Genomic DNA, 11467 nt, shown 5'->3' on the forward strand with positions numbered 1-11467 from the left:
CGTGCACGAGCTGGTACGCAACGGGTTCGTACGGAACGGGTTCGTGGCGGTGGCGGGTCTCGCCGCCGCACTCGCGCTGACCGGCTGCGGCGGGGGCGGGAGCGACGACAAGGGCGGCGACCCGGGCAAGGACAAGGGCGGCCCGGACACCGGCGGCGCGGCCACGGCCGGCCCGTCGCCGGGCTCCGGCACCGACTCCGGCACGGGGTCCGGCTCCGGAGCCGGCACTCCGGCGGAGGTGGAGGGTGCCTGGCTCGGCAGGACCGACGGCAAGGCCGTGAACCTGACCATCAAGAAGGGGCACGCCGTCGTCCTCGCCGACTCGCGGGTCTGCCAGGGCACCGCGAAGGGCGCGGACGGCGGCAAGGTCGTGCTGGCCCTCAAGTGCCACGACGGCAGCACGGACCGGGCGAGCGGCTCGGCCGAGACGAGCGACGGCCGGAAGATCGTCGTCACGTGGGACAGCGGCAAGAAGGACACGCTGGCCAAGTCGCCGCTGGGCGAGGACCTGCCGACGTCGCTGCCGTCCCTGCCGACGCAGCCGTAAGGTTCCGTCGCGGCGGCCCCGGATGGGGCGTCCCGCGAGGTCGTCACCGCAGCCGGCCCGCGGGGTGCGTCGCGGACGCGACTAGCCGGGCAGCGCACCACCCGGTGGCGACGTCCGCGCCCGGTCGGCGGCGTCCGTGCCGTGCTCCCAGCCCGCGAGGTCCGTCGCGCCGCGCACGCGGGTCGTGGTGGTCTCCGGGAACATGGTCTCGGCGCGGGAGGTCACCGCCACGTCCCGTGCGGCGAGCACCGGCAGCAGCGTCGGTTCCCCGGCAAAGACGCGGCGGGAGGTGGACGCCAGCCGGTCGCCGATGCGCTGCGCGTACGCCAGCAGGAACGACTGGCGGAACGTCTTCGTGCGCTTGCGGCCCCCGGCCCGCTGCGCGGCCTCCGCCTTCGTCATCGCGCCCGTCCCCTGCACGAGCAGCGAGGTGTAGAGCAGCTCCACGACCTCCAGGTCGGGCTCGTACCCGACGACCGTCGAGAAGCCGAACGCCTCGTTCCACACCGCGCGGCAGTGGTTCGCCGCGGCGACCGCGTCCAGCAGGATCGCCTTCGCCGTCTCGTACGGCGCGTCCACGCCGATCCGCACCGCCGCGGGCTCGTCCGTGCTGTGCGTGCGCGCCGCGAGCGCCGCCTCGTCGAGGCTGTGCCGGGCCATCAGCTCCTGCGCCTTCGCGGTGAACGCCTCCGCCTCCTCCGGGAAGCCGGTCGCCTCCGCCTTGGCCAGCAGGGCCCGGATGCGCGCGAGCGTCCGCGGCTCGCCGTGCACGGGCGCCGTGTGCGGGGTTGCACCGCCCGGGACCGGGCCGACCGGCTCGATCGCGGGCAGCCGGGCGAGCAGCCGGTACAGCTCCAGCACGGCCGTGGCGTACCCGAACCGGTCCGTGCGCCAGGGCTCCGGGTCCAGCTCGGCGAGCTGCGCGGACCAGCGGGGCGGCAACTCGCGGTACGCCCGGGTCTCGGCGGTGATCAGGGCAGCGGCCAGCCGCACATGGTGCTCGTCGAGATCGCGCCGGACCAGCCGGACGACATCGGCCGGCTGCCAGCCGCGCTCCCAGGCACGCCGCAGGAACTCCCGCCCCCGCCGCGCGAGTTCCGCATCGGCGCCCGGATCGGCGGCGAGGAGTGACGCGCCGGTGTCGAGGGCGGTGTCCTCCTCGGCGTACAGCGCGGCGGCCAGCGCCCGCTCGACCGTGCCGCTCACGGCTGCCGCTCGTCGAAGTCACGGCGCGCCTGCGCTATCACCGGGCGGTGCTCCAGCGACCAGTCGACCAGCGCTTTGATCAGGTGCGTCATGCTGTGCCCGGTCTCGGTCAGCTCGTACTCCACCTGCGGCGGCACGGTCGCGTACACGGTCCGCGTCACCAGCCCGTCCCGCTCCAGCCGGCGCAGGGTCAGCGTCAGCATGCGCTGCGAGATGCCGGGGACCAGCCGCTGGAGCTCCTTGAAACGCCGGACGCCCGCGGCCAGTTCCACCACGACGTGCACCGTCCACTTGTCGCCGAGCCGGTCCTGGACGTCGCGGACGCCGCACTCCTCGGCGCAGCTGACCACTGGGCCGGTGGTGCCCCCGGTTACCTCCGTGTGCCCGACTGACATCGAAGTGCCTCCTTACGCGAACCCCTGCCACCCGAACACCATGGTCGCAGCCGCCTCCGACAACGGGCGCGGCAGCGACTGCGACCATGAGCGGAAGGACCTTGCCATGCTGCTGATCACGGGGGCCTCGGGCGGACTCGGCCGGCTGATCGCCGAGCGGCTCGAGGGGCGACCGGACGTCCTCCTCGGCACCCGGGCCCCGGCCGGCGTCCCGGGTGCCGGCCGGCGGGTCGACTTCGACGACCCGGATTCCCTCCCGGACGCCTTCGCCGGCGTGGACACCCTGCTGCTGATCTCGGCGGGGTACGGCGAGGACGACACCGTCGTCGCCCGTCACGAGGCGGCGATCTCGGCGGCCGAGAAGGCCGGTGTGGCCCACATCGTCTACACGAGCCTCTCCGGGGACGGCGACCACCTTCCGTACGCGCTCGCCCACCGCTGGACCGAGCGCCGCCTGCGCCGGTCGGCGGTCCGCTGGACGATCCTGCGCAACGGCCTGTACGCCGAGCTGCTGGCCCGCCTCGCGGCGCCCGGTGAGGACGGCCGTATCACCGCGCCCCTGGGCGACGGCCGCCTGGCGGCGGTGGCCCGCGCGGACCTCGCCGAGGTCGCGGTGCGCGTCGCCACGGACCCGGCGCCGCACACGGGCCGCGTCTACGAGCTGGTCGGCGAGCGGCCGCTGGGCGGCGCGGACCTGGCCGACGCGGTCTCCGCCTCGTACGAACCGGTGAGCCTCGCCTCGGCCCGTGCCGCCCTCGCCGCGTCGGGCGCGGCCCCGTTCCGGATACCGATGCTCACCGGCACCTGCTCGGCCGTGGCCCACGGCTTCCTGGACGGCGCCGGGCTCCAGGGCGACCTGCGCCGCCTGCTCGGACGCGAGCCGCGACCGGCGCTGGAGGTGTACGCGGAGCTCGTCCGGGGGTAGGGCCGGCCCTACCCCCGGGACGCCCGGCAGTGGTCGTGTCCCGGACGCCCCGCGGCGGTTGGCTTGCTCCATGACCTGGACACCCACGACATCCACCGCGCCCACGGCATCGACCGCATCGACGGCACCCGTGGCGACGACCGCCGCACCGGCCGTGCGGCTCACCGCGCTGCGCCGGCTCCACCACGACGTCCGCGCGCTCGACGGGGTGGACCTCGCCTTCCGTACCGGTACCTTCACGGCCGTGATGGGGCCCTCCGGGTCCGGCAAGTCGACGTTGCTGCAGTGCGCCGCCGGGCTCGACCGGCCCACGAGCGGGCGCGTGGAGATCGACGGCGTCGACCTGGGCGGGCTCGGCGAGCGGCGGCTGACACTGCTGCGGCGGGAGCGGATCGGTTTCGTCTTCCAGGCGTTCAACCTGCTGCCGTCGCTGACCGCGGCGCAGAACGTCGCGCTGCCGCTGCGGCTCGCCGGGCGGCGCCCGTCGCGGGCGGAGGTCCGGGCGGCACTGGCGCGGGTGGGCCTGGAGGGCCGGGCGGGACACCGGCCGGGTGAGCTGTCGGGCGGCCAGCAGCAGCGGGTGGCCATCGCGCGGGCGCTGATCACCCGGCCGGCCGTGCTCTTCGGGGACGAGCCCACGGGGGCCCTGGACACCACGACCAGCCGTCAGGTGCTGGGGATGCTGCGGGAGCTGGTGGACCGGGACGGCCAGACGATCATCATGGTGACGCACGATCCGGTGGCGGCGGCCCACGCGGACCGGGTGGTCTTCCTGGTCGACGGGCGGGTGAACGGTGAACTCACCGCGCCCACCGCCGAGCAGGTCGCCGGCCGGATGGCGCGCCTGGAGCACGCCGGGGCGAACGGCGCCGGTGCGGACGGCACCGAAACGGACGGCACCGAAACGGACGGCGGCGGCGCCGGGCGGAACGGAGCCGCGCCGGACGGCACCGGGCTGGATGCAGCCGGGCCGAACGGAGCCGATCCGTACGGCACCGGGCCGGAGCGTGTCTCGTGCTGAGGCTCGCGATCAGCGGACTGCGCAGCCGGTGGGCCTCGTTCGTGGGCGGCTTCATCGCCCTCGCGCTGGGGGTGGGACTGCTTGCGACGATGGGGCTCGGCCTGGCCTCGACGTTCGAGGCACCCGAGCGGGCGCCGCAGCGCTTCGCGGCGTCGCCGGTGGTGGTCATCGGCCAGGACACCTTCACGGCCGGGGGGCGCACGCACGAGCTGGCTCATCCACACCCTGTGGATGCCGGTCTGCTGCGCGACCTGCGCGCGCTCGGCGAGGTGCGGACCGGCGGGCGCCCCGGCGCGCCGGTCGACGCGAGAGGAGTCGACGCGGTGGGGGTCGACGCCGACCCCGGCGCGGTACGCCGTGTCGTGGGCGACCGCGGGCGGGTGCTGACCGGTGACGAGCGGCGGCAGGCCGACCCGGAGCCGGAGCGGGACGCGGAGGCGCTCGTCATGGTGAACGCCCTGCTGGGCACTGCCGGCGGCGTCACCGCCTTCGTGTCGGTCTTCGTGGTCGCCTCGACGTCCGCCTTCGCGGTCGCGCTGCGCCGCCGGGAGTTCGGCCTGCTGCGGCTGGCCGGCGCGACACCCGGCCAGGTGCGCCGCGCGCTGCTCGCCGAGGCGGCGATCGTCGGAATCGCCGCGTCGGCCGCGGGGTGCGCGCTCGGCGCGTGGGGCGCTCCCGTCCTGGCCCGGGTCCTGGTGGACGGCGGCATCGCGCCCGCCTGGTTCGCGATCGGCGACGCCGGCTGGCCGTTCCACACCGCCTTCTGGACCGGGCTGCTGGTCGCCGTCACGGGCGCGTGGGCGGCGGCGCGCCGGGCCGGGCGGACGGGCCCCGTCGAGGCACTGCGCGAGGCGGACGTCGATCAGGGCGTACTGCCGGTGAGCCGGCGTCTGCTGGGCGCGGCCCTGCTGCTGACGGGCCTCGGTCTCCTCGGCTGGACGCTGCTCACCGACCCGTCGGACCTGCTCAAGCGCAAGACGTACACGACCCAGCCGATGATCCTGATCACCGCGGTGGCCCTGCTGGCGCCGCTGCTCGTACGCCCGGTGGCCCGCGCCCTGCCGCTCCCCGGCGTCACGGGCATGCTGGTGCGCGCGAGCACCACCGCCGCTCTGCGCCGTACCGCGGCCGTCGCCGCACCCGTCCTGGTGACGGTCGCGATGGCCGGGTCCCTGATCGGCTCGGCGGAGACGGTGACGGCGTCCGAGGCGGCGGAGGCGCGCGGGCAGACGGCCGCGGACCTCGTCGTGACCGGTGACGCGCTGACGCCGGCGCCCGTGCCCGGCGCCACGCTCTCGCCCACGGCGTCCACCGCCGTCTTCGTACGGGACGGGGACGTGGCCGTCGTCCGGTACGAGACGCGGGCGGTCGCCGACCCGGCGGCCTTCGCCGAGCTGGCGCGGCTGCCGGTGGTGGCGGGTGACGTACGGGACCTGAACGACGGATCGATCATCGTCAACGAGGACTGGGAGCGGCGGACGGTCGGCGAACGGGTGGACGTGCGGCTCGGCGACGGACGGCGGGCGTCGCTGCGGATCGCGGCCGTCCTGGCGCTCGGTACCGGCGGCAACGGCCCGTACGTCACCGCCGCGAACGCCCCCGCGGCGGCGGTCGACCGCATCGACGTACGCCTCGCACCGGACGCCGACCCGGCAGCCGTGACGGCGGCGCTGCGGGAGGCCACCGGCGGCACGGTGACCCCGGCCGACGCCCGGGCTGCTCCGGCCACGAGCCCGCAGACCCGGCTGGGCCTGCTGGTGGTGCTCGGCATCGCCCTGCTCTACACGGTGATCTCGCTCGCCAGCACGCTGCTGATGGCGACGTCGGTACGCGGCCGGGAACTGCGTTCGCTCCGGCTGGCCGGCGCGACGCGCGCCCAGGTCCTGCGGGTCGTGGCCGTCGAGACGCTGGTGGCGGTGGGGATCGGGGCCGTGCTGGGGGCGGCGGTGACCGCCGTCAACCTGTCGGGGCTCGCCGCGGCGCTCGCGGCCCTGTCGGCCCCGGTGACCCTCGCGCTCCCCTGGACGGTGCTCGCCGCCGCCCTGGCGGCCTGTGCCCTGGTCGCGGTCCCGTCCGCGCTGCTGATGTGCCGCCGCGCCCGCTGACCGCCGGTCACGTCCCCGCGGCTCCGGCCCCGGCCACGGCCCGGGCCGTGGCCGGGGCCCCGGCCCACGAGCCTCACCCCGCGACCCCGCACCCGACCCTCCCGACCGTGCCCCCCCAACGGGCGCGGCACCGCGCCCCGGCCCTACGTGTCGCGCGGCCAGTTGCGCAGCACCAGGTCGAGCGCGTCGAGCGCGCGCGACCACGAGGCGTCGACGTCCCGCGGGTGGGCGAAGCCCGAGGCCCCCTCGATACCGGCCCACCCGTGGAACGTGCTGCGCAGCAGCCGCACCGCGTCCGTGAGGTCGGGCTCGGCCAGGCCGTACCCGGTGAGCACGGCGGTCGTGGCCTGGATGCTGCGCAGGTGCCCGGGCGACGCGGCGACGACCTCCGGGTCGAGCCGCAGCTGGTACGCCGCGTACCGCCCGGGGTGCTCCACGGCGAACCGCCGGTACGCGTCGGCGAACGCCCGCAGTGCGTCACCCCCCGCGCGGCCGGCCACCGCCGCGGTGAGCCGGTCGGCGAACTCGCGGGCGGCGAGCACCGCGACCCGGGTGCGCAGATCGGCGAGGTTCTTGATGTGCGAGTACAGGCTCGCGTCCTTGACGCCGAAGCGCCGCGCCAGCGCGGACACGGTGACTTTGTCCAGGCCGACCTCGTCCGACAGATCCGCCGCCGCCTGCGTCAGTCGGTCGGCCGTCAGACCGGCACGCGCCATGACTCATCCTTCATCCGGCCGGTGGGGCGGGAACGGGGGTTCCCGGGGGCCGGGCCACCTTACCCACCCCGGGTCACCCGGCCCCCTGCACGGCTCACCCGGCCCCTCCCCGGGTCACCCGCCCCCCGCCACGGACCACGCGGCCCGCCCCTGGTCACGGCCCCCGGGTCACCCGGCCTCACCTCCGGCTCGCAGGGCGCCCGGAGGCGACCCGGTTCACACGGTGATGATCAGCTTGCCGCGCACGTGACCCGCCTCGCTCAGCTCCTGCGCCTTCGCCGCGTCGGCGAGCGGGAAGGTCTCGACGACCGGCACGTGCAGCCGTCCCTCGGCGGCGAGGCGGCCGTGCTCGGCGAGACCCGCCCGGACGGCCTCCGGCGGGGTGCCGCCGCCCGAGAAGACCACCCCGTGGGATGCGGCGTCCGTCGCCGCGATGGTGATGATCCGGTCGGTCCGGCCGCCGAGCAGCTCGATCGAGGCGGGCAGGGTGCCGTGCCCGGCCGCGTCGAACACCGCGTCGACGCCCTGCGGCGCGGCCGCGCGGACACGGTCGGCCAGCCCGTCCCCGTACGCCACCGGGATCGCGCCGAGGCCGCGCAGGAAGTCGTGGTTGGCGGGCGACGCGGTGCCGATCACGGTCGCGCCGAGCGCGACCGCCAGTTGCACCGCGACCTGCCCGACCGCACCGGCCGCGCCGTGCAGCAACAGGGTCTCGCCGGCCTTGAGCCCGAGCAGGCCGAAGACGCGCTGGGTGGTCTCCCCCGCGACGGGCAGCGTGGCGGCGGACTCGAAGGAGAGCCCGGCGGGCTTGTGCACGATGTCGCCGGCGATGGCGTACTCGGCGTACGCGCCGGTCCTGGTCCAGCCGAACACCTCGTCGCCGACGGCGAATTCGGTGACACCGTCGCCGAGCGCGTCCACGACGCCGGCGAACTCCAGGCCGGGCACCGCGGGGAAGGTCGTCGGGTAGAACTCCTCCACCCACCCGTAACGGCGCTTGTAGTCGAGCGGGTTGACGCCGACCGCCACCACCCGGACCCGCACCTCCCCCGTGCCCGGGACGGGCTTGCCGGCCTCCCCGAAGGTGAGGACGTCCGGGCCGCCGAACTCGTTGTAGATGATCGCCTTCATGTCTTCTCCCCGTAGGACTCGTCGTGTTGACGACTCAAGCCTCGGGGAGCCGGCCGCCGGACCGGGCCGGTCCTCGGGACAGTCGGACCTGTCCGAAAGGACAGGGCGGGGCTCCGTCCGGCTCTCTAGGCTGAGGCGCATGGAAGCGATGACGGCCCTCACCGCCCTGTCCTCCGCGTACGACGTGATCCGGCAGCCGCTCGGGCAGATCCTGCCCCGGCTGTCCCGGGTGCTGGCCGACGTCGTCCCGCACCGGGCGGTCGCCGAGCTGTCGACGCACTGCGCGCACTCGCCGTTCAAGACGTACGGCGAGGCGGAGATCACCGACCGGCTCACCACCGCCGACCTCGCCCCGCTGCTGGCCTCCGGTGTCGCGGGCCGCCCGTGGCAGGGCACGCTGCACCTCGCGGGCGCGGACCGACCGGTGCTCGCGGTACGCAGCGACGCGACGCCCCGCGGCGCGGTGCTGCTGGTGATCCGCGACGAGAGCACCGCTCACGGGGAAGCCGGGGGAACCGGAGCAGCCGGGGAAGCGGGAGACCCCGGGGAACCCTTGGGCCCCGGGGCGGCCGGGCAGCCCGGTTCCGACGAGGCCGCCGTCGCCCTCGTGCAAGCCCTGTGGGACCTGGTGACCAGCCACTTCGACCGGCTGGCCGCCGAGGCGGTGCCCGGGGCGCTCGCCCGCTCGCGCACCGCAGCCGGGACGCGGGCCCGGGTGATCGCCGAGCTGGGCGAGGCCCACGCGGCGGCCCTGACGAGCCTGCTCGGGGTGCTGCGCAGCCGCACCCTGGACGACGCGGCCGCCCGCGCCGCCGCCACCGACCTGGCCGTCTCGGCGCTCGTCGAACTGCGGGCCACGGCCGAGCGGGACCAGCGGATCGCCGAGGAGCCGGCCGACCAGGCGTTCGCCCGGCTCGCGGATTCGCTGCGTCCGCTCGTGCGCTACAGCCCGGTGCGCCTGGAGCTGGGCGGGCCGGGGTCCACCCGGCCGCTGGCCGCGGACGTGGCGCACACGGCCCGCGCGGTCGTCCTGGCGGTGCTGATGAAGGTGCTGGAGCAGGAGGCGGTGAGCCGGGTCCACATCGGCTGGCAGATCACCGACGACGAGCTGCGGGCCGCGGTGCGCGACGACGGACCCGGCACGCTCTCGCTCTGCACCCTGAGCCCCGGCCGGGTCCGGGAGCGGCTCGACGTCCTCGACGGGCGCCTGGACGTGGACGCCGTGCCCGGCTGGGGCACGACCGTCACCGCCACCGTCCCGCTGCGTGCGGCCCAGGAACCGGCCCCGCACCCCCTGACCTCGCTGGGCGAACGCGAGCTGGAGGTGCTGACGCACCTCGCACTCGGGCACCGCAACCGGGCGATCGCCCAGGAGCTGCACATCAGCGAGTCCACGGTGAAGTTCCACGTGGCCAACATCCTGACCAAGCTCGGCGTCGGCTCGCGGGGCGAGGCGGCGGCACTGTTCCACGCCGCGGCGTGAGGGGCTGATCCCGCCCGTTGTCAGTGGTGGGTGCCAGACTCGCTCGGGTGAGCGAACGCTGGTTCCTGGACGGCACCGAGGGCGGCGGGGCGCGCCTCGTCCCCCTCGGCGGGGACGGGCTGCCCGCCGGTCCCGTGCTGACCGAGCCCGACCTCGTCGAGGCCGTGCGGTCGCGGCCGCACGTCGACCGGTGGGTGTGGCGCGCCACGTCCGGGGTGTACCCGCGGCTGCTCGCGTCGGGGGTGCGGGTGGAGCGGTGCTACGACCTCGAGGCCGCCGAGCAGCTGCTGCTCGGGCACGAGGGACGCCTGGGCGAGCCCCGCTCGGCGGCGGCCGCCTGGGCCCGGCTGCACGACCGGCCCGTACCGCCCGATCCGCCGCTCAGAGGGGCGGAGCCGGGCGCGCAGTCACCGCTCTTCGAGCCGCGGTCCGGCCTGGAGGTGCCCTTCGAGGGCCTGCTGGAGGTGTACGCGGACCAGCAGCGACGGCACGGCGCCGCCGAGCACCCCGGCAGGATGCGGCTGCTGACGGCGGCGGAGTCGGCGGGGATGCTGGTGTCCGCCGAGATGACCCGCGCCGGGCTGCCGTGGCGGGCGGACGTCCACCGGGCGGTGCTGCACGAGCTGCTGGGCGAGCGGTACGCGGGCGGGGGCGAACCGCGGCGGCTCGCGGAGCTGGCGGACGAGGTGTCGTCGGCGTTCGGGCGCCGGGTGCGGCCCGACCTGCCCGCCGACGTGGTGAAGGCGTTCGCGCAAGCCGGCATCAAGGTGCGCTCGACGCGCCGCTGGGAGCTCGCCGGGATCGACCATCCGGCGGTCGAGCCGCTGATCGCGTACAAGAAGCTGTACCGGATCTGGACGGCGCACGGCTGGGGCTGGCTCCAGGACTGGGTGCGGGACGGGCGCTTCCGGCCCGAGTACCTGCCGGGCGGCACGGTCAGCGGACGCTGGACCACCAACGGCGGCGGAGCGCTGCAGATCCCGAAGGTGATCCGCCGCGCGGTCGTCGCCGACGAGGGCTGGCGGCTGGTGGTGGCGGACGCGGACCAGATGGAGCCGCGCGTACTGGCGGCGATCTCCCGCGACCCGGGCCTGATGGAGGTGGCGGCCCATGACGACGACCTGTACACGCGCTTGTCCGACCGGGCGTTCTCCGGCGACCGGGCGCATGCCAAGCTCGCCCTGCTGGGTGCGATCTACGGGCAGACCAGCGGTGACGGCCTGAAGAACCTGGCGGCGCTGCGCCGTCGCTTCCCCCGGGCGGTGGCGTACGTCGACGATGCGGCGAAGGCGGGCGAGGAGGGGCTGCTGGTGCGCACCTGGCTGGGCCGGACGAGCCCGCGGGCGGCGGGCGCTGCGGAGGCGGACGAGGCGGGGATCCCCCAGGAGGGCCCCGAAGAAGCGGTGGCCGAGGGGGAGTTCACGCCGGGGTACGCGTCGGTGAACTCCCGTGCGCGGGGCCGTTTCACACGGAACTTCGTGGTGCAGGGCAGCGCCGCGGACTGGGCCCTTCTGGTGCTGGCCGCGCTGCGGCGGGCGCTGACGGGGATGCGGGCGGAGCTGGTGTTCTTCCAGCACGACGAGGTGATCGTGCACTGCCCCGCCGAGGAGGCGCCGGCCGTCGCCGAGGCCATCCGTGCGGCCGGGGACGCGGCGGGCCGGATCGCGTTCGGGGACACCCCGGTGCGGTTCCCGTTCACGACGGCGACGGTGGAGTGCTACGCCGACGCGAAGTGAGACGCGGCAGCCGGGGCCGTGCCATGACGGAGCGAGGGGGCCGAGCGGTACGACGGGGGCGGGCCCCGCAGCCGTTGCTTCGGCTGCCGGACCCGCCCCTGGGGTCATTCCGCTGGAGACGTGCTCCGGTTTCAGTCGATGGCGGTGCTGAAGTTCTCGGAGATGACGTTCTCCAGGATGTGCGACAGCGCGCTGTCGCCCT

The 11467-nt window shown here is 75.8% G+C and carries 10 protein-coding genes; 6 read left to right on the forward strand and 4 right to left on the reverse strand.

Features of this window, described 5'->3' with window-relative positions; translation table 11 throughout:
- Position 1: 1 nt before the first annotated feature.
- Entirely contained in the window at positions 2-547 is a 546-nt protein-coding gene (locus IH00_RS0125425; RefSeq protein WP_324615799.1) for a hypothetical protein, read from the forward strand.
- 81 nt (positions 548-628) lie between these two features.
- Here the strand turns inward: IH00_RS0125425 and IH00_RS0125430 are convergent, their stop codons facing one another.
- A complete protein-coding gene (locus IH00_RS0125430; RefSeq protein ID WP_031077442.1) occupies positions 629-1753 on the reverse strand; it encodes a DUF2786 domain-containing protein in 1125 nt (374 codons plus the stop codon).
- Entirely contained in the window at positions 1750-2148 is a 399-nt protein-coding gene (locus tag IH00_RS0125435) for a winged helix-turn-helix transcriptional regulator (RefSeq protein ID WP_031077444.1), read from the reverse strand. The genes IH00_RS0125430 and IH00_RS0125435 overlap by 4 nt, the downstream gene beginning before the upstream one ends.
- 106 nt (positions 2149-2254) lie before the next feature.
- Here IH00_RS0125435 and IH00_RS0125440 point away from each other — a divergent pair, with 106 nt between their 5' ends.
- The 3 genes from IH00_RS0125440 (at position 2255) to IH00_RS0125450 (ending at position 6199) form a co-directional block, all read left to right on the forward strand.
- A complete protein-coding gene (locus tag IH00_RS0125440) occupies positions 2255-3073 on the forward strand; it encodes an NAD(P)H-binding protein (protein ID WP_031077445.1) in 819 nt (272 codons plus the stop codon).
- A gap of 70 nt (positions 3074-3143) precedes the next feature.
- Positions 3144-4094, forward strand: coding sequence for an ABC transporter ATP-binding protein (locus tag IH00_RS0125445; protein ID WP_078887949.1), 951 nt, complete (start codon positions 3144-3146; stop codon positions 4092-4094).
- Positions 4088-6199, forward strand: coding sequence for an ABC transporter permease (locus tag IH00_RS0125450; protein ID WP_031077448.1), 2112 nt, complete (start codon positions 4088-4090; stop codon positions 6197-6199). Before IH00_RS0125445 ends, IH00_RS0125450 begins: the two co-directional genes overlap by 7 nt.
- 143 nt (positions 6200-6342) lie before the next feature.
- Here IH00_RS0125450 and IH00_RS0125455 read toward each other — a convergent pair whose 3' ends face one another.
- Together IH00_RS0125455 and IH00_RS0125460 are read right to left on the reverse strand one after the other, a co-directional pair.
- Positions 6343-6915 carry a TetR/AcrR family transcriptional regulator gene (locus IH00_RS0125455; RefSeq protein ID WP_031077450.1) on the reverse strand — a complete coding sequence of 191 codons (573 nt, stop codon included), beginning with the start codon at positions 6913-6915 and terminating at the stop codon, positions 6343-6345.
- A gap of 216 nt (positions 6916-7131) precedes the next feature.
- On the reverse strand, positions 7132-8046 hold the full coding sequence (locus IH00_RS0125460) for an NADP-dependent oxidoreductase (RefSeq protein ID WP_031077452.1): 915 nt from the start codon (positions 8044-8046) through the stop codon (positions 7132-7134).
- A 139-nt stretch (positions 8047-8185) separates the two neighbouring features.
- On the opposite strand from IH00_RS0125460, the gene IH00_RS45280 reads away from it, so the two are divergent.
- Entirely contained in the window at positions 8186-9529 is a 1344-nt protein-coding gene (locus IH00_RS45280) for a LuxR C-terminal-related transcriptional regulator (protein ID WP_324615800.1), read from the forward strand.
- Between the two features lie 47 nt (positions 9530-9576).
- The gene (locus IH00_RS0125470) at positions 9577-11265 is read left to right on the forward strand and encodes a bifunctional 3'-5' exonuclease/DNA polymerase (protein ID WP_031077455.1); all 1689 of its coding nucleotides are present in this window, start codon (positions 9577-9579) and stop codon (positions 11263-11265) included.
- The last annotated feature ends 202 nt before the right edge of the window (positions 11266-11467 follow it).

It is taken from the genome of Streptomyces sp. NRRL S-118 (assembly GCF_000716335.1).
Lineage (GTDB): Bacteria > Actinomycetota > Actinomycetes > Streptomycetales > Streptomycetaceae > Streptomyces.